Origin of the sequence: Peterkaempfera bronchialis, from assembly GCF_003258605.2 — a bacterium.
In the GTDB taxonomy this organism is placed as follows: Bacteria; Actinomycetota; Actinomycetes; order Streptomycetales; family Streptomycetaceae; genus Peterkaempfera; species Peterkaempfera bronchialis.
The window spans coordinates 2,061,812-2,087,980 of sequence record NZ_CP031264.1 but is presented as its reverse complement, the minus strand read 5'-3'; the positions used below and the strand labels follow the sequence as shown (position 1 = coordinate 2,087,980).

The window sequence follows — 26,169 nt, the reverse complement described above, 5'->3', positions numbered from 1 at the left end:
CAGCTTCCCTGCCTCGGCATCCGGGCAGGAACGGCCCGGCCCCCGCACTCGCCCGACGCGCGAAGGGAGGCGTGCGGCCTCCCCGCCCGCGCCGCCCGACCCACCCGGGCAGCGTACGGGATGGGTCCGCGACCGCCATGCACCGTCCCCACCCCACACAGCACACCCGTGCCCGCAATCCCGTGGTGCCGGGTTTCCACCCCGACCCCGCCGTCTGCCGGGTCGGCGACGACTACTACCTGGCCAACTCCTCCTTCGAGTTCTTCCCCGGCCTGCCCCTGCACCACAGCCGCGACCTGGTCCACTGGCGCCCCATCGGACACGCCGTGGACCGCCCCGACCAGCTCGCCCTGGACGGCATCCGCCCCTCCGGCGGCCTCTACGCCCCCGCCCTCACCCACCACGGCGGGCTCTTCCACCTGGTCTGCACCCTGGTCGACGGACCGGAGCAGTCCGGCACCTTCCTGCTCACCGCGGAGGACCCGGCCGGACGCTGGTCCGACCCCGTCTGGCTGCCCGAGGCCCCCGGCTTCGACCCCTCGCTCTTCTTCGACGACGACGGCACCGCCCATCTGCTGGGCACCCGCCAGACCGACGAGGCCGGCCACACCGAGATCTGGCTGCGCGCCCTCGACCCGGCCGCCGGCCGGCTCACCGGCCCGGAGCATGTGATCTTCCGAGGCGCCCTGGTGGACGCCGTCTGGGCCGAAGGCCCCCACCTGTACCGGCACGACGGCTACTACCACCTGGTCATCGCCGAGGGCGGCACCGACCACGACCACGCCGTCACCGTCGCCCGCAGCCGCACCCTCACCGGCCCGTACCGCAACAACCCGCGCAACCCGGTGCTCACCCACCGCCACCTCGGCCGCTCCCACCCCGTCACCGGAGCGGGCCACGCCGACCTGGTGCAGACCCCGGCCGGCGACTGGTACGCGCTGCTGCTCGCCTCCCGCCCCTACGGCGGCGACCACGCCAACCTCGGCCGGGAGACCTTCCTCGCCCGGGTGGAGTGGGAGGACGGCTGGCCGGTGGTCAACCCCGGCACCGGTCGGCTGGAGGAGTGGACCGAGGTCGCCCTGCCGCCGCACCCCTGGCCCGAGCCCGATCCGGTCGACCACTTCGACGCCCCCGTGCTGCGCCCCGAGTGGAACCTGCTGCGCACCCCCCGCACCGAGCTGTACACCCTCACCGAGCGGCCCGGACACCTGCGGCTGCGGCTCCTCCCGCAGACCCTCGCCGAACCCGGCACCCCCGCCTTCGTCGGCCGCCGCCAGCAGCACCACCACTTCACCGCCGAGACCGAGCTGGACTTCGAGCCCGCCGCCCCGGAGGAGTGCGCCGGCCTGGTGCTGCTCCAGAACCACGACTTCCACATCCGCCTCACCGTCGGCGCCACCGCCGACGGCGCCAAGGCCGCCCGGGTCACCGTACGCAGCGGCGGCACCGAGGCCGTACCCGCCGAACTGCCGCTCGCCCCCGGCCCGGTACGGCTCGCCGTCCGCGCCGCCGGACAGGACTACACGCTGCTCTGCTCCCAGCACGCCGACCGCTGGGACAAGCTCGCCACCGTCGACGGCCGCATCCTCAGCAGCCGCCTGGCGGGCGGCTTCACCGGCGCCTATGTGGGCCTGTACGCCACCGGACCGGCCGCTACCGGGTCGGCCGCCGGCGGGCGGCTCCACGGCGCCTCGCGCGGCGCCGACTTCGACTGGTTCCGCTACACCCCCACCGACCCCCGGCCCGCACCGGACGGCGAGGAGGGCCCGGCATGAGCAGCAGACCCGCGCCCGCCTTCCCCGGCGGCGCCGCCGTCTCCGGCCTGGAGGTCTACGACTGGCCGGCCGAGGACGGCCGCCGTGGCGGCACCCCCCATGTCCACCTCGCCTGCACCGAGGCATACGCGGTCGTCGCCGGGGAGGGGGAGCTGCACACCCTGACCGCCGACGGCCTGCGGATCACCCCGCTGCGCCCCGGCACCGTGGCCTGGTTCGGTCCCGGCACCATCCACCGCACGGTGAACACCGGCGAGGCGCTGCACGCCGTGGTCGTCACGCAGAACGGTGGGCTGCCCGAGGCGGGCGACGCCGTGCTGACCTTCCCGCCGGAGTTCCTGGACGACCCGGCCGCATACGCGGCGGCGGCCGAGCCCCCCACCGGCGCGGGCGCCGCCCGGTACCGCCGGGACCTGGCAGTACGCGGCTTCCGGACCCTGGTCCACCGGGTCGCCGCAGGGGACACCGAGGCCCTGCCCGCCTTCTACCGCCGGGCGCTGGCCCTGCGGGCCGACCGGCTGGGGGAGTGGCAGACCGGCTGGCGGAACGGCCCCAAGGCGGCGGCCCTCCGCACCGGCGACCAGCTCGCCGCCCTCCGCGACGGTCGCATCGACCATCTGCTGGAGGCGGCCGTCGCCGTCCGCGCGGCACCGACCCGGGCGGACCGGGCGTACGGCCTCTGCGGCCGACTGGACGTCTACGACCTCGAACCCGCCCACCCCTGACCGCCGGCGGTGCGGACTTCACCCGCTTCCGTACCGCACCGCCGGCGCCCTCTCGCGCGCCCTCAGGCCATGCCCGTGCCGAGCAGGCACGGACCTCCGCACTCCGCCGGCCCCCGGCTGACGGCGGCAGCGGCTGCACCGCCACGTACCCGATCCCCAGCCAGTGGAACGACGGCTTCACCGGTGATGTGAAGATCAGCTGCGCCGCCGGCTCGTCCCGGAACGGCTGGAAGGTCACCTGGACCTACGGCGTCGGGCAGAAGATCACCCAGGCGTGGAACGCCGACTGCACCCAGAGCGGCGCCGCCGCCACCTGCACCAACGCCTCCTACAACGGCGCCGTGCCGGCCGGCGGGTCCACCTCCTTCGGTTCCAACCCCATCCCCACCGTCACGCTCAGCTGAGCAGCCAAGGCTGAACAGACGTGAGGGGGAGCGCGGCACCGCTGCCGCGCTCCCCCTCACCGATGCCCGACGGTCACCGATGTCCGTCCGACGGCGTCAGCGCCCGCCGGCCGCCCGGTCGGCGGCCTGCGCCCGCAGCGCCCGCTCCACACCCGCCCGGGACTCCACCACCATCCGGCGCAGCGCCGGCGCCGGCTCGGCCGACGCCAGCCAGGCGTCGGTGGCGTCCAGCGTCGCCTGCTCCACCTGGAGCGACGGGTACAGCCCGACGATGATCTGCTGGGCGATCTCATGCGTACGGGAGGCGAAGACGTCCTTCGCCGCAGCGAAGTACCGCTCGGTGTACGGCGCCAGCAGCTCCCGCTGGTCCGTCTGCACAAAGCCGCCGATCACCGCCTCCTGCACCGCGTTCGGCAGGGTGTCGGTCTCCACGACCGAGGCCCACGCCTCGGCCTTGGCCTCCGCCGTCGGGCGGGACGCCCGGCAGGTGGCGGCATAGCGCTCGCCGGCGGCCGTGCGGTCGCGCTCCAGCTCCGCGTCCACCGCCTTCTCGTCCGCCGCCCCGGTCGCCACCAGCCGCTCCAGCAGCGCCCAGCGCAGCTCGGTGTCGACGGCCAGGCCCGGCACCGACTGCGAACCGTCGAGCAGCCCCGCCAGCAGCGCCAGGTGGTCCGCCGAACGGGCCACGGCGGACAGCGCCCGCGCCCAGGCCAGCTGGTGGTCGCCGCCGGGGGCGGCGGCGCGCAGCTGCTCCTCGCACGCCTCGGCCCAGCGGGTCAGGCCCTGCTCGCGCCACTCCGGGTCGGCGTAGAGGTCCAGGGCCAGCCTGACCTGCCGCTGCACGGACTGCACCACGCCGATGTCCGACTCCCGGCCGAGGCCGGAGATCACCAGCGCCAGGTAGTCCCGGGTCGCCATCTCGCCGTCCCGGGTCATGTCCCAGGCCGACGCCCAGCAGAGGGCGCGCGGCAGCGAGTCGGCGAAGTCGCCCAGGTGCTCGGTGACCACGGCCAGCGACTCGGCGTCCAGCCGGACCTTGGCGTACGACAGGTCGTCGTCGTTGAGCAGGAAGACCGCCGGGCGGGGCCGCCCCGCCAGCTGCGGGACCTCGGTGCGCTCCCCGTCCACGTCCAGTTCGATCCGGTCGGTGCGGACCAGCTTGCCGTCCCGCAGGTCGTAGGCGCCGACCGCGATCCGGTGCGGGCGCAGCACGGCCTCGCCCTTGGCACCGGCGGGCAGCGCCGGGGCCTCCTGGAGCACCGCGAAGGAGGCGACGGTGCCGTCCTCGGCCAGCGTCAGCTCCGGGCGCAGGATGTTGATGCCGGCCGTCTCCAGCCACGCCCTGGACCACGCCTTGAGGTCGCGGCCGGAGGTCTCCTCCAGCGCGCCCAGCAGGTCCACCAGGCGGGTGTTCCCCCAGGCGTGGCGCTTGAAGTACGCCTGCACGCCCCGGAAGAACTCGTCCTTGCCGACATACGCCACCAGCTGCTTGAGCACCGAGGCGCCCTTGGCGTAGGTGATGCCGTCAAAGTTGACCTGGACGTCCTCCAGGTCGTTGATCTCCGCCATGATCGGGTGGGTGGACGGCAGCTGGTCCTGCCGGTAGGCCCAGGTCTTCATGGAGTTGGCGAAGGTGGTCCAGGCGTGCGGCCAGCGGCTGCCCTCCACCTCGGCCTGGCAGATGATGGAGGTGAAGGTGGCGAACGACTCGTTCAGCCAGAGGTCGTTCCACCACTCCATGGTGACCAGGTCGCCGAACCACATGTGGGCCAGCTCGTGCAGGATGGTCTCCGCCCGCAGCTCGTACGCCGCGTCGGTCACCTTGGACCGGAAGACGTACTGGTCGCGGATGGTGACCGCGCCCGCGTTCTCCATCGCGCCGGCGTTGAACTCCGGCACGAAGAGCTGGTCGTACTTGGCGAACGGGTACGGGTGGTCGAACTTCTGCTGGAAGTAGGCGAAGCCCTGCTTGGTGACCTCGAAGAGCTGCTCCGGGTCCAGGAACTCCCGCAGCGAGGGGCGGCAGTAGACGCCCAGCGGCACCTTCTGGTCGCCGTCCTCATAGGCGTCGAAGACGCCCACATACGGGCCCGCGATCAGCGCGGTGATGTACGAGGAGATGCGCGGGGTGGGCTCGAACGCCCAGACCTGGGTGCCCTCCGCCTCGCCCGGGACCGGCTCGGGCGTCGGCGAGTTGGAGACCACGGCCCACCCGGCCGGGGCGGTCACCGTGAAGCGGAACTCCGCCTTGAGGTCCGGCTGCTCGAACGAGGCGAAGACCCGCCGTGCGTCCGGCACCTCGAACTGGGTGTAGAGGTAGGTCTCCCCGTCGACCGGGTCGACGAAGCGGTGCAGGCCCTCGCCGGTGTTGGTGTACGCGCAGTCCGCGACCACCGTCAGCTCGTTCTCGGCGGCCAGCGACGGCAGCGCGATCCGGCTGTCGGCGAAGACCTCGGCCGGATCGAGCTCCGTGCCGTTGAGCACGACCCTGTGCACGGTCGGTGCGACCAGGTCGATGAAGCTCGCCGCCCCCGGCTTGCGGGAGGTGAACCGGACCACGGTGGTGGACCGGAAGGTTCCTCCTCCCTCCTCGCCCGCCTCGGGCGAGGAGGGGCCCAGCCGGGCACCGCCCAGGTCGAGCTCGATGTCGTAGGCGTCCACGTGGAGGAGCTGGGCCCGGGTGCGGGCCTCCTCACGGGTCAGGTTGGTGCCAGGCACGTCGCGTGACTCCTTTGTCGTCGTTCCCGGGCATCCTCCCACGCGGCCCCCGGCAGCGCCCTGCCATATCGGCCCCGCAGGCTCCGCTGCCCGCGAACGGAGCCGGGGCCGGTCCGGCCCTGCCGCCCGGTCAGCCCCCGGCCGCCGCGTACACCGCCAGCGGCGCACCCATCGACATCTCGGAGGCCAGCAGCAGCGCGGCCCCGCCGACCCGCACCCTGCTGTACTTCAGCGAGAAACCGGCCACCGACTCGGGCAGCGCGGCCACCGGGGTGGGGCTGCCGGTCGCCGGATCCAACGTCACCAGCTGCGAGGACTCCTTGTACGCGCCATAGGAGAGGGCCTGCGGCCGTCCGTCGGCGGAGACCCCGACCGCCCCCGCGCCGTTCCCGCCGCCGCCCGCCCAGCTCCACAGCCTGCCGCCGGACCGCAGGTCGTAGGCGACCACGGCGGGCCTGCCGGCCGTCTCCTCGGAGCGGGCGAAGAGCGTGGTGCCGTGCACAAAGGAGACCGGGACGGGCTCGCCCACCTCGGAGAAGCGCACCCTGCCGAACGCCCCGCCGCTGATCGGGATGGGCGTCCCCGGTGTCCCATGGGAGTCGAAGGCGAGCAGGTACTCGTTGCCCGCCTCCTGCACCAGGTCCACCACCACCGGCTCGGTGGAGAGCACCCGGCTGACGTTGGGGTACTTGCCGGGGATCGCCCAGGTCCACAGGGTGCGGCCGGTGCCCGCGTCCACCGCGCGCAGCTGCGCCCGGGGGCTGCCGCCGCCGCAGAAGTCGTCCACCACCACGGTGTTGCCCGCGCTCCGCAGATGGGTGATGCAGATGTCCTCCCGGTCGAGCAGCGTCCAGGCCGCCCCGCCGTCGGAGATCCGCAGCCCGCCGGACACATAGGCGTTGGACACCACGACCGTGGTGTCGGAGACGGACACCCTGGTGCTGGAGAGCTTGTTCCCCCGGGGCGAGGTGAGGGTGTGGGTCCACCGGATGCGGCCGGTCGCGGTGTCCACCGCCGACACCAGCGCGCAGTTGCGCTCGCCCTGGTCGAAGGCGACCGCCGCGACGCCGTCCCGGTTGGGCTCCGGGGCCATTGCGCAGACATCGGTGGCGCCGGGCGGCAGCGCGAGCGTCCACAGCGGGCGGCCGGTGGCCGGGTCGTAGGCCTTCACCCCGGAGGAGGAGCCGCGGACGGCGGCCTGCGGCGTCAGCCAGGTGCCCAGCAGCCGGTCGCGGAGGTCGGCCTTTGCCGGAGCGGGGAGCTGCCAGGCCAGCGCCAGGCCGCCGCCCAGCGGGCTTCCGCCGGCCGCACCGGACGGCCCGGCACCGGCGGAGGCGCTGGCGCCGCCGCCTGCCAGGGCGCTGTCGTCCTTCTCCTTCTTGCCGTCGAGCAGTACGACTCCGGCGGCGACCACCGCCAGCACCACCGCACCGGCGACCAACCCGCCGATCAGGCCCGCCCGGCTCTTCCGCGCGGGCACCGGCGGATAGCCTGGCTGACCCGGGAAGCCCGGCTGCGCATACCCATAGGGCGGCGGCTGCTGCGGATAGCCATACGGCGGCGGCGCACCGTACGGCGGCGCGGCACCATACGGCGGCGCCGCACCATACGCGGGCTGCTGCGGTGGACCCGCCACCGGATGCGGCACCGCCGCAGTGGGCGGCCGCAACGCGAAGTCCCCCTCGGCGTCCTGGCCCACCCCGCCGCCCTGCTTGCCCAGGCGCACCCCGCGCGCAGGCCGGGGCGGCTGCCCCTGGCCGTCACCGGTGCGCTGAGTGGCAGATTCCCCCGTCATGCCTGACCGTCTTCCGCTCGGTGCCACATACCGCCCTCCACCGGGAAGGCAACGACATCGTAAAGGCGCCCTCTGACAGCCAGGGCCCGCAGGGGTCACGGCAGCCCGCCCGCCTCCCCCGACGCCCTTCGCAGACGGCGGCGTTCGCGCTCGCCAAGGCCACCCCAGACGCCGAACCGCTCGTCGTTCTCCAGGGCGTACTCCAGGCACTCCACCCGCACCTCGCAGGCGAGGCAGACCCTGCGGGCGGTGCGGGTCGAGCCGCCCCGCTCCGGAAAGAAGCCCTCGGGGTCGGTCTGGGCGCAGAGCGCCGAGTCGACCCAGCCGCGATCCTCGGCGCCCCCGCCGGGCAGTGCCCTGCCAGCCCTCATCACCTGTCTGACCTCCTTGTCGTATCTGTCGCTTCCGAGACCGCTGCCGGGCGGCCATGACGCGGCTCACCCCGGCCGGTTGCCCTACGCCGCGTCATGGATCCCTGGCTGCGGGCTCTCCCCAGGCAGGAGCCCACGCACGCGGTGGGCGGGATCGCCGTGGAGGGTGGCCATGCGCCTGGGTGAGACGGAGACGGCCGTGCTGCCCCGGGCGGTGGCCGGGGACGACGGCGAACTGCTGCCCCGGGCGCGGGCCGGGGAGAACCGCGCCGTCGCGCAGCTCTGCGCCGCCGAGGCCCGGTCGGCCCTGGCGACGGCCCGGTGCTACCGGCGGACCCGGCGGGAGGCCCAGGACCTGGTCTTCGAGGCGTTCCGGGCGGCCGTCGCCGCGCTCCAGAACGACCCGGGCGACCAGCACGCCCAGTACGGCGGGCACGGCGGGTCCTTCTCCGCGCAGGTCCGCTGCCAGGTGCGGCTGCGCGCCACCGCCTGGCTGTCCGGTACGGGGGAGCGGGGCCCGCTGGGACGGGAAGCCTCCCTGGCCCGCTCGGCGCTGGCGGCCCTCCCGCTGCCGCAGGCCGATCCGCTCTGGGCGGTGGAGGTCGAGCGCTGCCCGCCGGACCGGTACGCCCGCAGCCGGCAGCTCACCCACCAGGAGGCCCGCAGGGCGCTGCGGACCGCCCAGGACGCGCTGGTGGACGAGTATCTGCGCCGGGGCACCCGGTCCGGGGGACCGGCGGAGGTACGCCTCGACCACCTCTCCTACCAGACGGCGGCGGCCTGCGTCCGCCATGAGTTGGCGCCCGCCCCCCTGGAGGACGCCCGCCGCCATCTGGCGGGGTGTGCGCTCTGCCGGCTGCTGGCGGCGGAGATCGTGCTGCCGGGGTCCAGCCTCCAGTCGACGGTGGCCCAGGCCGTGGTCCGGCGGCGGGACGGCGGCCGGGGCCGGGCCGCCTGGCGCGGTGGTGCCGGTCATCTGGCGAGGTGACCTCCGCGCCCGGCCGGTCCGCGGCGGCGGGCCGACCGGTCGAGTTCCCGCATCCGGCACTCATAGGCGGCGACGAAGACGCACACGGCGACGGCCAGCGCGACGGCCAGCGCGATGCCCAGCACCGCCAGGTCGGCGGCGGCGGGCCCCTGGAGCGTGACCGCTCCGGGCGACGGGGTGGGAGGCGGGGTGGACAGCGGAAACGGCATGGCGGGTGACCCCCTGGGGTGATGGATGGATCAGCGACGGCGGAGTGGGGCGGGCGCCCTCACCGTGGCCGGTACGGCGACGGCTGAAGGGGCTCCGAGCGGCGGCGGACGAGCCGCGCTGCCTCGGCCGGGCGCGGATCGTGGAGTCGGGGACGGGCCGGGGCGGCCGGAGCGGCCCGGGTCGGTGGCGGGTCCGGGTGCGGCGACCACGGATCGCGGACCAGGAGCATCGCGTACGTCAGGGTGGCCGCCCGGGCGCAGGTGGCGCAGTCCGCCCGGTGGACCGAGTGCACCTCGCAGGGGCGCCAGGCGTCCCGCAGTTCGTGCAGGATGCGGGTCCGCTCGCTGTTCCAGCGCAGGGCGGCGGCGCCCTCGCCCTGGAGGTAGCCGTGCTCCATGGCGGCGATGACCGCCCGCGCCCGGTTGCGCACGCCGAAGGCGGCGTAGATGGAGCGCATATGGGAGTGGACGGTCGCGGTGCTGATCCGCAGTGACTGGGATATCTCCTTGGCGGTGGCGCCGTTCAGCATCTGCTTCAGCACGCTCTCCTGACGTGGCGTCAGTGGTCGGTGCTGCGGGTCGGGCGAGGTCATGGGGGCCTCCGGGGCCGGTATGGGTCGGGGTCTGCCGGGGTGCGGGAGGGCGCCGGTGCCGGGCGGCGGCACCGGCGCCCGGCAGGTCAGGGCCTGCCGTAGAAGGTCGGGAGGTTGCCCGCCGAGATGGCGGAGATCCGGATCGTGAGGCCGGGGCGCGGCGCCTCCACGTACTTGCCGCCGCCGATGTGGATCGCCACATGGTGGATGCCGGACTGCCTGCCGTTGGACGACCAGAAGAGCAGGTCCCCATAGCGCGCCTGACCGGCCGTGATCGGCGTGACGGCGCCGTACTGCTGGTCGGCGACCCTCGGCAGCGTCCGGCCCGCCCGCAGGAACGCCTGCTGGACCAGGCCCGAGCAGTCGTAGCCCACCGGGCCGTTGCCGCCCCAGTAGTACGGCTTGCCGAGCTGCGCCAGGGCGAAGCGCACCGCCGTGTCCACCTTGGCGGAGGCCGTGGCACCGGCGGAGACCGTCGTGGTGCCGACGGGGGAAGTCCCGGTGCCGGTACCGGAGTTGGAACCGGAGTTGGCGCCGGAGTTGGCGCCGGTGGTGGAGCGGGCCTTGAGGTAGACGCTGTAGTGGCTGGTCCAGTGCCAGCCGTCGCTGCGCTTGAACCAGTAGCGGGTCCCGTCCCAGCCCTCCTTCCTCGGCAGCGGCCAGGTCGCCCCCGTGCCGGTTCCGGTGCTGGTCCCGGTGCTGGCCCCGGTGCTGGTCCCGGTGCTGGTCCCGGTGGTGGAGCGGGCCTTGAGGTAGACGCTGTAGTGGCTGGTCCAGTGCCAGCCGTCGCTGCGCTTGAACCAGTAGCGGCTGCCGTCCCAGCCCTCCTTCCTCGGCAGCGCCGCCCCCGGGCGGAGGACGCCGACCCGCCGGCGGTCTGTGCGAGGTAGACGGTGTGGTGGCTGGTCCACCGCCACTGGCCGTCCCGCTTGAACCAGTAGCGGCTGCCGTCCCAGCCGGCCTGCGACGGCGCCGACAGCGCGGCGGCCGGTGCCGCCCCCAGCAGGGTCACCGCGCCCGTGGCGGCCAGCAGGGCGGTGGCGACCCCCGCCCGCCCGGCGGCATGGCGCACCGGGTGGCCGGAACCCCCGGCCTCCCCCGCCATCGGCGGCGGTGCGGCGCCGCAGGCGGGGCAGCCGCAGGCGTCAGGGGTGATCTCGACGAACCGAGGTGATCCGGACATGGATGCTCCTGTTCTCCGAATGCTCCGAAGGTTTGAGCCGCGACGGGCGCACCCCGCCGCAGCGCGGGCCGACCGCCGCTATGCCTCGGCCGCCGGCTCCGGCCGAATGCGCCGGGGAAGCCCGGACGAGGCGGTGGGCCCGGACGGGGCGGTCGGCCCGGACGGCCCGGACAGCCCGGGCTTTCCCGGCGGCCCGGCCGCGGCAGGGCGCTCCCGCTCGGCGCGGGGGTCGGGGGCGCCCGAGGACACCAGGGCGATCACCAGATGGCGGGCGAAGGACGCGTCCTGCTGCCCGTCGCCGTCGGCGAGGCCCGCAGCCCTGAGCCGGTCCAGGGCCGACCGGGCGGTCTCCACGGCGTCCACCACGGCGGTCGCGCGGGCGCCCGCGTCGAGTTCGGCCGCCCGGCGCCGGCGTACGCTCGCCGCCACCTCCGGCCCGTACTCCAGCGAGAGCGGCTGCACCGAGAACACCTCCACCCCGACCGGTGCCAGCTCGGCGGCCAGCACCCGGGTCAGCTCCTCGCCGAGCCAGCCGCCGTCCCGGAGCGACGGGCCCGGGCGGACGAACCGGTCGCAGGGCAGCTCACCGGCCACCCGGCAGAGCGCGGCGGCCGACTGCTGCCGCAGGAACTCCTCGTGCCCGCCGACCGCGAAGACGGCCCGCGCGGTGTCCCGGACCCGCCAGACCACCAGCAGGGTGGCCCGGAGCGGGAACCCCTCCCGGTCCGCTGCGGGGATCTCCTCGCTCCGCCAGTGCCGCAGCCGCACCACCACCCGCCTGCGGCGCCAGGACGGCGCCACCCAGGAGAGCCCGGTCCGGCGCAGCGTCCCCCGGTAGCGGCCCCAGCGGGTGAGCACCACGGCCGTGCCCTCCCGGTTGCCGACCAGCCCCGCCAGCAGAAAGAGCAGCACGGCGCCGAGGCCCGCCAGCGTCCACGTCCCGACCGCGTCCAGCCGGGGCGCCTGCCCGCCGCCCTCCACTCCGGGCAGCGCTTCCCACAGCCGGGGCCACTGCCCGGAGCGGACCAGTAAGGCCGCCATCGCGGCCAGGCAGAGCAGCAGGGCGGTCACCGCGAGCCACCCGGGCAGCACGCCCCGGGCGGGCCGCTCGCGTACCTCGGCGGGCAGATGGGGGGCCCTCCGCCGGGGTGCGGCGGGGGTTTCGGGCGTCGGCGGCATCTCCCGGGCGGTGGGCCTGGGCTTCGCTTCGAAGAGCGAGTCCAGACGCAGTTGTCGATCGTTGGGTTCCAACCGGGTCTCCTCTCTCGTCGGCCTGGGGCGGCACCCTCGGACGGAGAGAGGGAGAAGCGGACGGCATATGACGCGGAATGGCCTGTGAGGTGGACCACATCGCCGCTCCAGGGCCGGGACCAGCGCATCTGGCGCTGTATCAGCAAAACCATGGGAGCGGCCCCAGTACTTTTTGACCTGGGAATTGACGGCTCCTAGCGTGGAGACGACCCGACCCTGCTCCGAGGGAGTCCCATGGGCGAATCCGCCTCCGCAGCCGCCTGCGACCCGGCGGCCGACGGCCCCGGCGACGCGGAACTGATCGCTCGCGTACGCCGTGGCGACACCGCCGCCTACGAGAGGCTGTACACCAGGCACCGCAAGGCCGCGCAGTCCGCCGCCCGCCGCTATGCGCCACGCGCCTCGGACGCGGACGACCTGGTCGCCGAGGCGTTCACCAGCGTCCTGGAGGCGATCCGCAAAGGAGCCGGACCCCGGGAGTTCTTCCGCGCCTACCTGGTGCGCACCATCGCCAACTACGGCTTCCGGACCGGCAAGCAGCAGCGCCGCGCCGTGCTCACGGACGTCTGGGAGGGGTACGACCAGGCGGAGCAGCCCCCGGACACGGCCGCCGACGCCTTTGACCGCAAGGCCGTGGTCAGCGCCTTCCGGTCCCTCCCGGAACGCTGGCAGGCCGTGCTCTGGCACACCGAGATCGAGGGCGAGACCCCCGCTGCCGTCGCGCCGCTGCTGGGCCTCAACGCCAACGGGGTCTCGGCGCTGGCCTACCGCGCCCGGGAGGGGCTCCGCACGGCATATGTCCAGGCGCATCTGACCCATGCGCCGTCGGAGTCGTGCCGGCGGTACGTCGACCGGCTGAGCGCCTATGTCCGCGACAAGCTCGGCAAGCGGGACGCCGCAGGTGTCCATGGGCACCTCGACAGCTGCGACCACTGCCGGGGCCTGTACCTGGAACTGGCGGATGTCTCCGCCGCCCTCCGCGCCTCTGTCGCCCCGGTGCTGCTGGGCGCCGCCGCAGCGGGCTATCTGGTGTCCGCGTCCGGCTCCACCGCCACCGCCACCGCCACCGCCACTGTGCCGCCCCGTCCGCGCCGTCTGCCTCGACCCCGCCGCCCCAGGCTGCCCGGGCGCGGGCTCACCACGTCGGCCGTGGTCGGCGCGGCGGCCGTCGCCGCCGGTACGGCGTGGGCGCTGGTCTCCGCAGGCGGCACCGACCATGCGGTGAAGGACGGCCAGGGGGCGGCCGGCAAACCCGCCCGGCCGCTGCCCGCCGTCAGCTCCGGGCCGCCGGCCGCCGAACCGCCGCCGGCCGAGCCAGCACAGTCGGAGCCGACACCGGACGGGGGCGTCAGCCCGGAGCCGTCGTCCCTGCTGGTGATACCCGCCGCGTCAACGCCGCCGCCGGTCCCGGCCGACCCCCTCCCGACCACCGCTGCCCCCGGCCCCACCCGCCCACCGGCCCCGGAACCGTCGACCGCCGAGCCGAAGCGCACCGCCAACCCCGGCCCCGGCCCCGGAAACAGCCCGGAACCGCAGCCGACCCCCACCCCGGGGCCGAGCGTCACCCCTGACCCTGGGCCGAGCACCACCCCCACCCCCGGGCCCAGCACCACCCCCGACCCCGGGCCCAGCACCACTCCCGACCCCAAGCCCAGCACCACCCCCACCCCCAAGCCCAGCACCACCCCCGACCCCAAGCCCAGCACCACTCCCGGGCCGGACCCCACCGGAGGCACCGGCTGCGAGCCCGGCGACTGGTCCGGCCATGGCCACTGGTGCCCCTGCACGGACCACCACTGGTTCCCCGGGTGCAAGCCCCGCACCGCACCAGCGGTCGCAGCCCGGCCACCGGCGCCCATGCGGCTGCCGTACCCCGTGGCCTGGTCGCGGCCCGGCGACGGCCGCCGCCCGGCTGCCTGACCCCGGCAGGCAAGCCCCCCACGCAAGCAAGGCCCCCGCAAGCAAGCACCCCCGCGCCGGAACGGCCGGGGGTGCCTGCTTGCTGATGCCGGGCTACGCCTTGGCGTCGCAGAGCTGGGCCCGAAGCGCCCGGGCGAGGTCGTCGCGGCACTCCAGCACCAGCCGGCGCAGGGCCGGGGCGGCGTCGGGGTGCCCGGCCAGCCAGTCGTCGGTGGCGGCGAGGGTCTGCGGGGTCGTCTGGTAGCGGGGGAAGAGTCCGCTGACGATCCGCATGGAGATCTCGATGGTGCGGTGCTCCCAGACGTCCTCCAGGAGGGCGAAGTACCGGTCCGCGTACGGCGCGGTCAGCTCCCGCTGCCCGGCCTGCTGGAAGCCCGCGATCTCCGCCTCCACCAGGGCGTTGGGCAGTTCGTCGGAGTCCACGACCGCGCTCCAGGACGCGGCCTTGGCCTCGGCGCTGGGGCGGGAGGCCAGGGCGAGGGTGTACTGGCGGCGCCCGCTGGCGGTGTTGTCCCGGTCCAGCTCGGCGGCCAGGTCGCCCTCGGTCGCCTCACCGGCGGCGGCCAGCGACTGCCGGAGGGTCCAGCGCAGTTCCTGGTCGATGTCCAGACCGTCGATCCGGGCGGTGCCGGCCAGCAGTCCCTGGACGAGTTGCAGCTGCTCGGGGGAGGAGGCGGCCTGGGCGAAGGCGCGGGCCCAGGCCAGCTGGTGGTCGCTGCCGGGTTCGGCGGCGCGCAGCTCGCGCAGTGCGCCCTCGGCCAGCAGCCGGTTGCCCTCGTCCCGCCGGTCGGGGGCGGCGTACTGGTCGAGGGCGGTCCTGGCCTGCTGGTGCAGCGACTGGAGGACGCCGATGTCGGACTCCTGGCCGGCGAAGCGCAGTACCAGCGCCAGGTAGTCGCGGGTCGGCAGCACCCCGTCGCGGGTCATGTTCCACAGCGCCGACCAGGCCAGCGCGCGGGCCAGCGGCTCGGTGATGTCGCCGAGCCCGTGGTGGAGCGCGGCGAGCGAGGCGTCGTCGAAGCGGACCTTGCAGTAGGTGAGGTCGTCGTCGTTGATCAGCACCAGCTCCGGGCGGGGCTGCCCGGCGAGTTCGGTGACGGCGGTGCGGGCGCCGGACACGTCGAGTTCGGCCCGGGCGGTGCGGACCAGGGCGCCGTCGGCGGAGCGGTTGTAGAGGCCGACGGCGATCCGGTGCGGGCGCAGCTCCGGGTGGTCGGCGGTGGCCTCCTGGACCACCGCCAGCTCGGTGATCCGCCCGTCGGCGTCGGTGGTGACCTGCGGGGTGAGGGTGTTGACACCGGCGGTCTGCAACCAGGCCCGGGACCACTCGGCCATGGCCTCGCTGCCGCGCCCGGAGGTCTCCGCGAGCACCGCGAGCAGGTCGCCGAGGACCGTGTTGCCGTAGGCGTGGCGCTTGAAGTACCGCCGTGCGCCCTCGAAGAAGGCGTCCCGTCCGACGTAGGCCACCAGCTGCTTGAGCACCGCGGCGCCCTTGGCGTAGGTGATGCCGTCGAAGTTGAGCTTGGCGTCCTCCAGGTCGCGGATGTCGGCGGTGACCGGGTGGGTGGTGGGCAGCTGGTCCTGCCGGTAGGCCCACGCCTTGCGCCGGTTGGCGAAGGTGGTCCAGCCGGCCTGGTAGCGGGTGGCCTCCACCAGCGAGAAGGTGCCCATGAAGTCGGCGAAGGACTCCTTGAGCCACAGGTCGTCCCACCACTGCATGGTGACCAGGTCGCCGAACCACATATGCGCCATCTCGTGCAGGATCACGGTGGCCCGGCCCTCGTACGCGGCCTCGGTGACCTTGGACCGGAAGACGAACTCCTCCCGGAAGGTGACGCAGCCGGGGTTCTCCATGGCGCCGATGTTGTACTCGGGAACGAACGCCTGGTCGTACTTGCCGAACGGGTACGGGTAGTCGAACTCCTGGTGGAAGAAGTCCAGGCCCTGCCGGGTGACGGTGAAGATCTCGTCGGCGTCGAAGTACTTCGCCAGCGACTTGCGGCAGAACGCTCCGAGCGGGATCTCCAGGGTGCTGCCGTCGGCCAGTTGCCGCCGGTAGTGGTCGCGCTCCACGTGGTAGGGGCCGGCCACGACGGCGGTGATGTAGGTGGAGATCGGCAGGGTGGGCGCGAACCGCCAGGTGCGCAGCGCCTCGCCGTCGTCGACCGGGTCGCCCTCGGCCGGGGAGTTGGAGAAGACGTCCCAGTGGGCGGGCGCGGTGACGGTGAAGGTGAAGGGCGCCTTGAGGTCGGGCTGCTCGAAGGTGGCGAAGACCCGGCGGGCGTCGGCGGGCTCGTACTGGGTGTAGAGGTAGGTCTCGCCGTCCACCGGGTCGGTGAAGCGGTGCAGGCCCTCACCGGTGCGGCTGTAGGCGCACTCGGCGTCCACCGTGAGCTCGTTCTGCTCCGCCAGGCCGTCCACGGTGACCCGGGCCCCGTCGAAGACCTCGGCCGGGTCCAGCGCGCGGCCGTTGAGGGTGACCGCGTGCACGGCCGGGGCCAGCAGGTCCAGGAAGGTCGCCGCGCCCGGCTCGGCGCAGCGGAAGCGGACCGTCGTCCGGGAGCGGAACGTCCCCGCCGTGCCGTCCTCCACCGCCACCACGGCGGAGCGCAGGTCGAGATGGACGTCATAGGCGTCCACCGTCAGGATGCGGGCCCGCTCGCGGGCCTCCTCACGAGTCAGGTTTCGTCCCGGCACTGCGGTACTCCCTTGTCCGGCTTGTGGCGGTCTGGCTGGGGCATGGCGGGTACGCCTTCCGCATCCTTTCACGCGTCCCTCACCTGGGGAGGTCCCGGGGAATGGGCGGCGGCCGTCCCGTGTTGCGCGGACGACAAGGCTGGACGACCAGGCCGGACGACCAGGCCCCCGCTCAGAAGGATGGGTATCCGTGACCGCCGAAGAGACCAAGACCGCCGACTTCTGGTTCGACCCGCTCTGCCCGTGGGCGTGGATCACCTCCCGCTGGATGCTGGAGGTGCAGCAGGTCCGCCCGGTGCACACCCGCTGGCATGTGATGAGCCTGGCCGTCCTCAACGACGGGCGCGACGTCCCGGAGCAGTACCGGTCGTTCCTGGACCAGGCGTGGGGCCCGGTCCGGGTCTGCATAGCGGCCGCCGCCCAGCATGGTGACGATGTGCTGGGCCCGCTGTACACGGCGCTCGGCACCCGCTTCCACCAGCAGGAGCTGCCGCGCGACCGCGCCACCATCGAGGACGCGCTGGCCGAGGTCGGCCTGCCCCGCGAGCTGGCCGCCGCCGCCGACAGCGACGAGTACGACGACGCCCTGCGCGCCTCCCACAAGCAGGGCATCACCCTGGTCGGCGAGGACGTCGGCACCCCGGTGATCGCGGTGCCCGGCCCGGACGGCGAGCAGGTCGCCTTCTTCGGCCCGGTGGTCACCCCGATCCCGCGCGGCGAGGCCGCCGGCCGCCTCTGGGACGGCACCCTGCTGGTCGCCGGCACCCCCGGCTTCTACGAGATCAAGCGCACCCGCACCGTCGGCCCGTCCTTCGACTGACCGGCTGAACCGGCTGAACCGGCTGAACCGGCTGAACCGGCCGACCGAGGCGTTGTCGCCGCCCGCAACGCGGAAGGCGACAACGCCTCGGCCTGCGGTCTTGTCGAAACCTGTGTGGGAACTGCACCGGTCGCCCGAGTAGGTTCACGGTATCGACACCCCGAACCCCCACTTCTGCGGAGATCCACGCATGAGCACCGCCACCGCCTCGATCCGTCCCGGCGCCGTCCTGGCCGACCTGCTGCCCGCCGCCGCAGGCGCCCGCGCCCTGGCCCGCGACCTCGCCCTGGTCGTCGGCGGAGCCGCCTTCACCGGCCTGGCCGCGCAGTTCAGCGTGCCGGTGCACGGCTCGCCGGTGCCGGTGACCGGCCAGACCTTCGCCGCCCTGCTGGTCGGCACCACCCTGGGTGCCCGCCGTGGCGCCGCCGCGCTCGGCCTGTACCTGCTGGCCGGGATGGCCGGGCTGCCCTGGTTCTCCGAGGGCGCCTCCGGCGCCGGGCTGGCCACGCTGGGCTATGTGGTCGGCATGGTGCTCGCCGCCGGGCTGGTCGGGGCGCTGGCCCGCCGTGGCGCCGACCGGAGCCCGCTGCGCACCGCCGGTGCGATGCTGCTGGGCAACCTCGCCATCTACGCCGTCGGCGTGCCCTACCTGGCCGCCTCGCTGCACCGCTCGCTGGCCGACGCCGCCCACCTGGGCCTCTACCCGTACCTGCTGGGCGACGGCCTGAAGATCGCGGTCGCCATGGGCGCGCTGCCGCTCGCCTGGCGGCTGGTCGGCCGCCGCGCCTGACCGGCACCAGACCACCGGAGGAGGCCGCGAAACACCGCAGGGCGGGTGGGACCGCGATCCCCCGCTCGGTGGACCCTGAGCGGCCTCCTCCCGGCCCGGCGTGCCACACTCCTGGGTATGCGCGTGTACCTGGGATCCGACCACGCCGGATACGACCTCAAGCAGCATCTCGTCCAGTGGCTGAAGGACGCCGGCCACGAGCCCGTCGACTGCGGGCCGCACCTCTACGACGCCGAGGACGACTACCCGCCGTTCTGCCTCCGCGCCGCCGAGCGCACCGCCGCCGACCCCGAGGCGCTGGGCATCGTCATCGGCGGCTCCGGCAACGGCGAGGCCATCGCCGCCAACAAGGTCAAGGGCGTCCGCGCCGCCCTGGCGTGGAGCGAGGAGACGGCCGTCCTGGGCCGCGAGCACAACAACGCCAACGTGGTCAGCGTCGGCGCCCGGATGCACACCCAGGAGCAGGCCACCCGCTTTGTCGAGGCGTTCCTCAACACCCCGTACTCCGGTGCCGAGCGCCACAGCCGCCGGATCGCGATGCTCACCGAGTACGAGACCACCGGAGCGCTGCCGCCCATCCCGGCGCACCACCCGCAGGAGTCCTGAGCCGCACGTGCCCGAGGGTCACACCATCCACCGACTGGCCGCCGCACACCTCCGGGTGTTCGGCGGCCGGCCCGTCCGCGCCACCAGCCCGCAGGGCCGGTTCGGCGCGGGCGCCGCACTGGTCGACGGCCGCGTCCTGGACCGGACCGAAGCCCACGGCAAGCACCTCTTCCTGGGCTTCGGCGGGGCCGGCTGGGTCCATGTCCACCTGGGCCTGTACGGCACCGTGGCATTCGGCGACGCCCCCGCCCCCGAGCCGGTCGGCGCCGTCCGGCTGCGCCTGGAGGGCGACGGCGGGTACGCCGACCTGCGCGGCCCGACCGCCTGCGAGCTGATCACCGAGGCCGAGAAGGACGCCCTGCACGCCCGCCTCGGCCCCGACCCGCTGCGGCCGGACGACGAGCCCCAGCGGGCCTGGCAGCGGATCTCCCGCAGCCGCACCTCGATAGCCGCCCTGCTGATGGACCAGAAGGTGCTGGCCGGCGTCGGCAACGTCTACCGCGCCGAGGTCCTCTTCCGCCTCGGCATCAGCCCCCACCGGGCCGGCCGCGACCTCACCCGCGCCGAGTGGGACGCGATCTGGGCCGACCTGGTCGAGCTGATGCGGGACGGTGTCGCGGTGGGCCGCATCGACACCGTCCGCCCCGAGCACACCCCGGAGGCCATGGGCCGCCCGCCGCGCGTGGACGACCACGGCGGCGAGGTCTACGTCTACCGGCGGGCCGCCATGCCGTGCCTGGTCTGCGCGGAGCCGGTGCGGACCGAGAGCCTTGCCGCCCGCAACCTCTTCTGGTGCGGCGGCTGCCAGCAGCGCTGAACCCGCGGCCCGCCGAGCTGTCCGGCCCACCGAGGTGTCCGGCCCGCCGAGGTGTCCGGCCCGCCGTGCTGTCAGTCCCGCCGAGCTGTCCGGCCCACCGTGCTGTCAGTCCCGCCGTGCTGTCCGGCCCACCGTGTTGTCCGGCCCACCGTGTTGTCCGGCCGTCAGAAGGAGTGCGGCAGCCAGGGCGCAACCTCACCCGTGAACGCCCGCGACGCCGCCGCCAGCGCGCCCGCCCGCACCTCCCGCACCCGCCCGGCGGCGGCCAGCGCCGCCAGCGTGGTCCCGCCCAGATAGGCCGTACCCAGCTCCCGCACGGTCAGCGCCAGCTCCGCCGGATCGCCGGTCCGCAGGCAGGAGGCGCCCTTGGCGTCCCCGGACAGCCGCCACCGGCCGGTGTTCCAGGGGCAGAAGGCGTCCACCACGTCCAGCACCACATCCACCGGCGCCGCATACCGCCGCGCCTCCAGCGCCGCGCCGACGTCCACCGGGCGCAGAAAGAGGCCGTCCAGCAGCCGGGCCTCGCACCGTCGGGCGTCCGACACCAGGTGCAGCAGCGGGTCGTCCACCGGGCGGCTGTCGGCGACCACGGTCTCGGTGAGGTCGATGTCCATCAGGTACGACCAGAGCGCCGCGTACCCGGCGGGGTCGGCGGCCTCCACATCGCGTACCTCCACCGTGCCGCGCGGCCCGGAGGCGTCCCACTCCGGCCTCACCGCGTAGCGGGCGTAGCCCAGCAGCAGGCCGGTCCCGGGATCCTCCGCCAGGACGCACTGGAGCGGCGAGCAGCCGTTCCGGTCCGCGAGCGGGTCCAGCAGCGGAAGCCGCTCCCAGCCGGGCTGCCGCTCCAGCATGCCGGGGCGGAGCGGCACCCGCGCCGCGTACAGCTGCTCGCAGGCGGCCGCCGCCTCCGCCGGATCGACCAGCCGCAGCCGGACCCGACCGCTGTCCGGTGGCGGGGTGAGCGAGACCCGGTGCCGGGGGACGGCCAGCCGTATCCGCTGGGTGGCCAGCCCATAGCCGAACCGCCCGTAGATGGCGGGTTCGGAGGCGGTGAGCCCGGCCAGCGGCTCGCCGCGCTCCCGGCTGTCGTCCAGCAGGCGGCGCATCAACGCGGTGAGCAGACCCCGCCGGCGGTGGGTGGGCAGTACGCCGACCATGGCCACCCCGGCCATCGGGACCACCGACCCGCCCGGCACCGCGACCCGCAGCGAGAGGGCGCCCGCCGTGCCCACGACGGCGGTGCCGTCATAGGCGCCCAGCGAGCGCTCCGGCTCGGCGAGGTCGTGCCACAGCTGCCGGCCCTCGGGTGACGCCTCGGTCCCGCCGAAGGCGCGGAGCAGAGTGGCGAACCAGGGGTCCCACTCGTCCGCGGAGCGGATCCGCACCTCCGGCCCCTCGTCGGCGCGGGGTCGGCTCCGGAGGCTGGTCCGGGGGCGGGTGTACGCATTGTCGGTCATATGGCAGTGCTACCAGCGGGGCATGCCGATGGCGAGGGAATTCCCGACCGCCATGGTGGCGCCCCGGCGCATGTCGCCGCCGCGCCCCCCGGCACGCACTCGCGCGCCACTGTACTGCCCAAACCTCCTTCCGGCCTGAAACGGCTGAAGTCCGGCCCTCCTCAGCCGCCGGACATCGACGCCCGACCGGCGGCTGGATAAGGTCAGAACCCATGGCAGGCAGCAAGCCGGGCACCGCCCCCCGGACAACCGCGACGGCCCGGGTGCGCAAGGCGCTCCTCCGGGCCTACCGCAGGGTGCGCCGCGCCGGTGTCGACTACTTCCGGGGCGACGCCTCCGACTGGCTCGCCTTCGCGGTCCTGGTGCTGCTCTGCCCGGTGCTGGTGGTCCTCAACATCAAGCAGCCCGTCTGGTGCCCGCCCACCGCCCTGGTGCTGCCGATCCTCGCCGGGGCCTTCCTGCTGCGGCCCAGCAGCCTGGTGCTGCTCTACGCCGCCTCCGCCGCCGGCCTCTCCGTGGAGTCCGTGGTGCACGCCGCCGAGCGCGCCTCCGGCGAGCACCCCATGGCCTATGCGACCGGGGTCACCCCCGGCGCCGCACTGGTGGTGGGCGCGGTTGGCATCGCCGGTCTGCTGCTCGCCCAGTTCCGCAGCCGGGTCGGGGTGCCCTGGCGGCGCGGCGGCTCGATGCTCTTCGACCTGCGCGAGCGGCTGCGGGTGCAGAGCCAGATCCCGGCGCTGCCGGCCGGCTGGCACGCCGAGATGGCGCTGCGCCCGGCCGGCGGGCAGTCCTTCTCCGGCGACTTCGTGGTGGCCGCCCGTACCGGCTCCGGCGGCAGCGTGCTGGAGGCGGTGGTCGCGGACGTCTCCGGCAAGGGTATGGACGCGGGCTCCCGGGCGCTGCTGCTCTCCGGTGCCTTCGGCGGGCTGCTCGGCTCGCTGCCGCCGCATGACTTCCTGCCCGCCGCCAACGGCTATCTGCTGCGCCAGGAGTGGGAGGAGGGCTTCGCCACCGCCGTCCACCTCGCCCTCGACCTGGAGACCGGCGACTACGAGCTGCTGTCGGCGGGCCATCTGCCGGGGATGCAGATGTGCGCCGGCGCCGGGCGCTGGGAGGTCAAGGAGGCGTCCGAGGGGCCGCTGCTGGGCATCTACGACGGCGCCAAGTTCGAGGGCGTCCGGGGGCGGCTGGACCGTGGCGATGTGCTGCTGCTCTGCACCGACGGCATGGTGGAGGCGCCCGGACGGGACCTCTCCGAGGGCATGGACCGGCTGATGGGCGAGGCCGACCGGCTGGTCGCGGGCGGCTTCCGGAATGCGGCCTGGCGGCTGATCGAGACGGTGGCCAAGGATGTCAACGACGACCGTGCGCTGCTGTTGATCTGGCGCGAGTAGCGGTGTCAAACGCCCGAGTCGATCTTCGGACAATCCTCCCTGCCGCAGCGGCCCGCGTGATCACCGGATCGTCCGTGCACCGCATACCGCCCAAGCCGATCACGCGTACGGCTTGATCGGCGCATTTTCGCTGTGCGGGACGGGGCGTGATGTGATGTGCCCGGTGGGTCCTTTACGGAGTGGGCACAGCAGACGAGACTGAGTGGTGGGCGGGACCGGTCCGGCACTCGGGGAGAGGAGCGTCGTCCGCAGGCCAGCGGGCGGCGGTCTGAGAGAGCGTCACCGGTCGTCCCTGCCCCGGGACCGTCAGCACCGGCCCCTGAGCAGTCGCGACCGAGGAAGTGAATCCGGGTGGTCTTCTCCGTCTCCGCGTTGGTCCTGTTTGCCATCATCCTGGTCATCCTGATCAGGAACAAGACGATGAAGCTGGCGCACGCGATACTGGGCGCGCTCTTCGGCTTCTTCCTCGCCCAGTCCTCGGCCGCCTCGCCGATCCAGAACTTCCTCAGTCAGATCGCCAAGACACTCAACGACCTGACGAGCTGAAGGAGCGTCGGGCCCGGCCTAGGCGGTGTCTGACCGCCTAGCGGCCGGCCCGCCGCGCTGCCCACCACCTCCGCAGCGGCCCCTCCTGAGGGGCTGCGGCCACCGGCAGCCCCGGCCCGTCCTGCTCGGCCGCCCGTACGGCTGCCGTGTCCGTGCCCTCGGCGAGCAGCAGCACATAGAGCCGCGCCCAGGCGAGCCGTTCACCGCGCGGCCAGTCCAGCGCCCGCAGCGCCGCCGAGGCGGCCTCCGAGACCTCGCCGTTGACCCGCACCTCGGCGACGTCGTCGCCGGCCCGGCCGCCAAGGAACAGCTTCACCCCGTTGAGCAGCGGGTGGTCCAGCTCCGAGGTCAGGATCGGGGCGAGGGCGGGCAGCACATGGTTGCCGCCCAGCCAGTCGGCCAGCGCCTCGTTGCCGAAGCCGAAGACGCAGGCCGGACCCTGCACCGCGTGCCAGCCCGGCACCCCGCCCGGCCGGTCCGGCCCGTAGTGGTCGCCGTGCTCCCCGCGCCGGTCCAGCAGCTCCACCACGGTGGCGGCGGTGGTGGTCGCCCACATCCGCACCGCGTTGTCCAGCTTCTCCTCCTCGGTCTTGCCGAGGCCCGCCGCGCAGTCCCACAGCACCGGGGTGTCGGAGCGCCCGAGGTGCAGCACAAAGCCGAGGTCGACATGGCCGCCGCCGGCGTCCGGGTGCTCCCGTACCGCCACCGCCGTCGTCCCGGGGCCGCGCACCACCGCACCGTCCACGGTGAACCGGCGGCCGTAGCCCGCCATCTCCCGGACGACGCTGCGCTGGATGACGTCCAGCCGCTCCTGGGGACGCACGGCACGCTCCTCTGGGCTCACAGGGGCCCACACTGGGCTCGAATACGCGATCGATGGATCGAATACCGTGAGGCTAGCGGCGCGGCCTCCCGCTGGCGAAACGCTGCCGGGGCCCCGGTGGGGCGCGTGCACCGCAACCTTGCTGACCTACCGTCAGGAGAATTCGAGCAGCCCATGGGGGGAACGGCAAGGCCCCGGGTCGGCGGTGGTACCGCCGGCCCGGGGCCTGCACTGCTGGAGCGGGCGACGGGAATCGAACCCGCGTAGCCAGTTTGGAAGACTGGGGCTCTACCATTGAGCTACGCCCGCATATGCGTACGCCGGAGCCTACGCCGCCCGGTATCGCTGCTGAAGCCGGGACGCGCACAGCCTAGCGGGTCGCCCGGCCCGGATGCACGTCGCCGTGATCGTCGGCCGGCCGCGCCGGTCGGCGCAGCTCCCGATATTCCGGCGGAATCTCCCAGGTGAGCATGTACGCTACCTGTCGTTGCAACGGGGTGTGGCGCAGGTTGGTAGCGCGTCCGCTTTGGGAGCGGAAGGTCGTCGGTTCAAATCCGGTCACCCCGACAGCACCGCGCAGGCCCCCGCCCGGGACGGGCGGGGGCCTGCGGTCCTGGCCAGGGGCCGGTCGCGCCCCGCCTGTCGTCCCCGTCCATCCTGGTTTGTGGTACCGGTAGGATGGATCGCTGGAGACCGCTTGTGTGGCATGCTCACCCTTCGGCCGTCCGAGGGCGAGGAGCACGCTCACCGTCCACTCGCGGGAGATGCCGCTCCGTGTGGCCTATCACCCGTCTCGCCGGCCACCCAGCCCTCACGGGCCCCGCCCGGCGGACAAACCGACCGCAAAGCCCCAAGGAGACCCAACCGTGAAGAGCGCCGTGGAGACTCTGAACCCGACCCGGGTTCGACTCACCGTCGAGGTGCCCTTCGAGGAGCTCAAGCCCAGCCTCGACGCGGCGTACAAGAAGATCAACCAGCAGGTCACGGTTCCGGGTTTCCGCAAGGGCAAGATCCCGGCTCGCGTCATCGACCAGCGCTTCGGCCGTGCTGCGGTGCTGGAGGAGGCCGTCAACGACGCCCTGCCCCGCTTCTACACGCAGGCCGTCGACGAGGGCAAGATCGAGGTCCTCGGACAGCCCGACATCACCGACATCGCCGGGGTGGAGAACCTCGGCGACGGCGGTGACCTGAAGTTCACCGCCGAGGTGGACATCCGCCCGGAGATCACCCTTCCCGAGTTCGGTGCGATCGAGGTCACCGTCGACCCGGTCGAGGTCACCGACGAGGACATCGAGAAGTCGCTGGAGCAGCTCCGCGAGCGCTTCGGCTCGGTCAAGGCCGTGGAGCGCGCCGCCGCCGCCGGCGATGTCGTGATCCTGGACCTTGAGGCCAAGGTCGACGGCGAGGTGCCGGAGGACGGCACCGCCACCGCCGTGTCGTACGAGATCGGCTCCGGCCGCCTGCTCGACGGCATCGACGACGCCGTGATCGGCGTGGAGGCCGGCGGGACCGCCACCTTCACCACCGAGCTCAAGGGCGGCACCGAGGCGGGCCGGGAGGCCGAGGTCACGGTCACCGTCACCGCGGTGCAGGAGAAGGAGCTCCCCGAGCTGGACGACGAGTTCGCCCAGCTGGCGAGCGAGTTCGACACCCTGGAGGAGCTGCGCGAGGACTCGCGCAAGCGCCTGGCCCGGATGAAGGAGTTCGACCAGGCCACCCAGGCCCAGGAGCGCGTCCTGGACGCGCTGCTGGAGAAGGTCGAGATGCCCTTCCCGGAGAAGCTGCTCGCGGACGAGATCGAGACCCGCAAGCACAACCTGGAGCACCACCAGCTCCCCCAGATGGGCCTGGACCTGGAAGCCTGGCTGAAGACCCAGGACAAGACGGTCGAGGAGTTCGAGAAGGAGACCGAGGAGCAGGCGAAGAAGGGCATCAAGACCCAGTTCGTCCTGGACCAGATCGCCTCCGACGAGGAGCTCTCCGTCAGCCAGGAGGAGCTCACCGAGCACCTGATCCGCCGCGCCGCCGGCTCCGGCCTCACCCCGGACCAGTTCGCGCAGCAGGTCGTCCAGGGCGGCCAGGTGCCGCTGCTGGTCGGCGAGGTCGTCCGGGGGAAGGCGCTGGCGCTGGTCGTCGAGGGCGCCAAGGTCGTCGACACCGAGGGCAACCCCGTCGACTTCGCGGACGAGGACGAGGAGGAGGCCGCCGAGGCGGCCACCGAGACCGCCTCGGAGACCTCGGAGACCTCGGAGAGCACCGAGGGCTGATCCTCGGGCTGGACCAC

At 74.0% G+C, this 26,169-nt stretch carries 22 protein-coding genes and 2 tRNA genes; 13 read left to right on the top strand and 11 right to left on the bottom strand.

All coding sequences use genetic code 11. From position 1 onward, the window contains the following. Positions 1–185 precede the first annotated feature (185 nt). From C7M71_RS09150 to C7M71_RS33180, 3 genes are read left to right on the top strand one after another with little or no spacing between them, the layout of a single operon-like run. Positions 186–1,775 carry a glycoside hydrolase family 43 protein gene (locus C7M71_RS09150; protein ID WP_229758626.1) on the top strand — a complete coding sequence of 530 codons (1,590 nt, stop codon included), beginning with the start codon at positions 186–188 and terminating at the stop codon, positions 1,773–1,775. After that, on the top strand, positions 1,772–2,500 hold the full coding sequence (locus tag C7M71_RS09145) for a cupin domain-containing protein (protein ID WP_111491077.1): 729 nt from the start codon (positions 1,772–1,774) through the stop codon (positions 2,498–2,500). The genes C7M71_RS09150 and C7M71_RS09145 overlap by 4 nt, the downstream gene beginning before the upstream one ends. Beyond that, positions 2,455–2,904 (top strand): cellulose binding domain-containing protein, encoded by a 450-nt coding sequence (locus tag C7M71_RS33180; RefSeq protein WP_111491084.1) that lies wholly within the window; start codon positions 2,455–2,457, stop codon positions 2,902–2,904. Before C7M71_RS09145 ends, C7M71_RS33180 begins: the two co-directional genes overlap by 46 nt. Before the next feature lie 96 nt (positions 2,905–3,000). Here C7M71_RS33180 and pepN (C7M71_RS09135) read toward each other — a convergent pair whose 3' ends face one another. From pepN (C7M71_RS09135) to C7M71_RS09125, 3 genes are all read right to left on the bottom strand, one after another. Next, positions 3,001–5,622: an aminopeptidase N gene (gene pepN, locus C7M71_RS09135; RefSeq protein ID WP_111491078.1), complete on the bottom strand. Its 2,622-nt coding sequence runs from the start codon at positions 5,620–5,622 to the stop codon at positions 3,001–3,003. A 130-nt stretch (positions 5,623–5,752) separates the two neighbouring features. Further along, complete coding sequence (locus tag C7M71_RS09130) at positions 5,753–7,417, bottom strand: outer membrane protein assembly factor BamB family protein (protein ID WP_111491079.1); 1,665 nt, start codon at positions 7,415–7,417, stop codon at positions 5,753–5,755. 95 nt (positions 7,418–7,512) lie between these two features. Further along, positions 7,513–7,788, bottom strand: coding sequence for a WhiB family transcriptional regulator (locus tag C7M71_RS09125; protein ID WP_111491085.1), 276 nt, complete (start codon positions 7,786–7,788; stop codon positions 7,513–7,515). A 172-nt stretch (positions 7,789–7,960) separates the two neighbouring features. Here C7M71_RS09125 and C7M71_RS09120 point away from each other — a divergent pair, with 172 nt between their 5' ends. Further along, on the top strand, positions 7,961–8,776 hold the full coding sequence (locus tag C7M71_RS09120; protein ID WP_111491080.1) for a hypothetical protein: 816 nt from the start codon (positions 7,961–7,963) through the stop codon (positions 8,774–8,776). Here the strand turns inward: C7M71_RS09120 and C7M71_RS09115 are convergent. The 4 genes from C7M71_RS09115 to C7M71_RS09100 all read right to left on the bottom strand — a co-directional run bounded on the left by C7M71_RS09115 (position 8,761) and on the right by C7M71_RS09100 (position 12,012). Beyond that, positions 8,761–8,985, bottom strand: a complete 225-nt coding sequence (locus tag C7M71_RS09115) for a hypothetical protein (protein ID WP_111491081.1) — start codon at positions 8,983–8,985, stop codon at positions 8,761–8,763. The genes C7M71_RS09120 and C7M71_RS09115 overlap by 16 nt on opposite strands. Positions 8,986–9,044: 59 nt before the next feature. Further along, a complete protein-coding gene (locus tag C7M71_RS09110; protein ID WP_111491082.1) occupies positions 9,045–9,578 on the bottom strand; it encodes a response regulator transcription factor in 534 nt (177 codons plus the stop codon). Between the two features lie 86 nt (positions 9,579–9,664). Continuing rightward, positions 9,665–10,489, bottom strand: coding sequence for a C40 family peptidase (locus C7M71_RS09105; protein WP_162824192.1), 825 nt, complete (start codon positions 10,487–10,489; stop codon positions 9,665–9,667). 350 nt (positions 10,490–10,839) lie between these two features. Then, a complete protein-coding gene (locus C7M71_RS09100) occupies positions 10,840–12,012 on the bottom strand; it encodes an SPFH domain-containing protein (protein WP_114914274.1) in 1,173 nt (390 codons plus the stop codon). A 234-nt stretch (positions 12,013–12,246) separates the two neighbouring features. Here C7M71_RS09100 and C7M71_RS32550 point away from each other — a divergent pair, with 234 nt between their 5' ends. Further along, positions 12,247–13,932 carry a sigma-70 family RNA polymerase sigma factor gene (locus C7M71_RS32550; protein ID WP_114914273.1) on the top strand — a complete coding sequence of 562 codons (1,686 nt, stop codon included), beginning with the start codon at positions 12,247–12,249 and terminating at the stop codon, positions 13,930–13,932. A gap of 93 nt (positions 13,933–14,025) precedes the next feature. Here the strand turns inward: C7M71_RS32550 and pepN (C7M71_RS09090) are convergent, their stop codons facing one another. Then, entirely contained in the window at positions 14,026–16,629 is a 2,604-nt protein-coding gene (gene pepN / locus C7M71_RS09090) for an aminopeptidase N (RefSeq protein WP_111490829.1), read from the bottom strand. Between the two features lie 190 nt (positions 16,630–16,819). On the opposite strand from pepN (C7M71_RS09090), the gene C7M71_RS09085 reads away from it, so the two are divergent. The 4 genes from C7M71_RS09085 (at position 16,820) to C7M71_RS09070 (ending at position 19,662) form a co-directional block, all read left to right on the top strand. Next, positions 16,820–17,449, top strand: coding sequence for a DsbA family oxidoreductase (locus tag C7M71_RS09085; protein WP_229758625.1), 630 nt, complete (start codon positions 16,820–16,822; stop codon positions 17,447–17,449). A 190-nt stretch (positions 17,450–17,639) separates the two neighbouring features. Beyond that, positions 17,640–18,239, top strand: a complete 600-nt coding sequence (locus C7M71_RS09080) for a biotin transporter BioY (RefSeq protein ID WP_111490831.1) — start codon at positions 17,640–17,642, stop codon at positions 18,237–18,239. A gap of 117 nt (positions 18,240–18,356) precedes the next feature. Further along, complete coding sequence (locus C7M71_RS09075; protein ID WP_111490832.1) at positions 18,357–18,845, top strand: ribose-5-phosphate isomerase; 489 nt, start codon at positions 18,357–18,359, stop codon at positions 18,843–18,845. A 7-nt stretch (positions 18,846–18,852) separates the two neighbouring features. Beyond that, entirely contained in the window at positions 18,853–19,662 is an 810-nt protein-coding gene (locus tag C7M71_RS09070) for an Fpg/Nei family DNA glycosylase (RefSeq protein ID WP_111490833.1), read from the top strand. 164 nt (positions 19,663–19,826) lie between these two features. Here the strand turns inward: C7M71_RS09070 and C7M71_RS09065 are convergent, their stop codons facing one another. Further along, on the bottom strand, positions 19,827–21,122 hold the full coding sequence (locus C7M71_RS09065) for a GNAT family N-acetyltransferase (RefSeq protein WP_111490834.1): 1,296 nt from the start codon (positions 21,120–21,122) through the stop codon (positions 19,827–19,829). Between the two features lie 212 nt (positions 21,123–21,334). Here C7M71_RS09065 and C7M71_RS09060 point away from each other — a divergent pair, with 212 nt between their 5' ends. After that, positions 21,335–22,516, top strand: coding sequence for a PP2C family protein-serine/threonine phosphatase (locus C7M71_RS09060; protein WP_111490835.1), 1,182 nt, complete (start codon positions 21,335–21,337; stop codon positions 22,514–22,516). A gap of 372 nt (positions 22,517–22,888) precedes the next feature. Further along, positions 22,889–23,062 (top strand): hypothetical protein, encoded by a 174-nt coding sequence (locus C7M71_RS09055; protein WP_229758624.1) that lies wholly within the window; start codon positions 22,889–22,891, stop codon positions 23,060–23,062. 37 nt (positions 23,063–23,099) lie between these two features. Here the strand turns inward: C7M71_RS09055 and C7M71_RS09050 are convergent, their stop codons facing one another. Next, a complete protein-coding gene (locus C7M71_RS09050; RefSeq protein ID WP_111490837.1) occupies positions 23,100–23,885 on the bottom strand; it encodes a DUF6348 family protein in 786 nt (261 codons plus the stop codon). A 235-nt stretch (positions 23,886–24,120) separates the two neighbouring features. Beyond that, a tRNA-Gly gene (locus C7M71_RS09045) sits at positions 24,121–24,194 on the bottom strand. Positions 24,195–24,378: 184 nt separating this feature from the next. Between C7M71_RS09045 and C7M71_RS09040 the strand changes: the two genes are divergently transcribed. Further along, positions 24,379–24,452: transfer RNA gene (locus tag C7M71_RS09040), tRNA-Pro, on the top strand. 299 nt (positions 24,453–24,751) lie between these two features. Further along, positions 24,752–26,152 (top strand): trigger factor, encoded by a 1,401-nt coding sequence (gene tig / locus C7M71_RS09035; protein WP_111490838.1) that lies wholly within the window; start codon positions 24,752–24,754, stop codon positions 26,150–26,152. Positions 26,153–26,169: the final 17 nt, after the last annotated feature.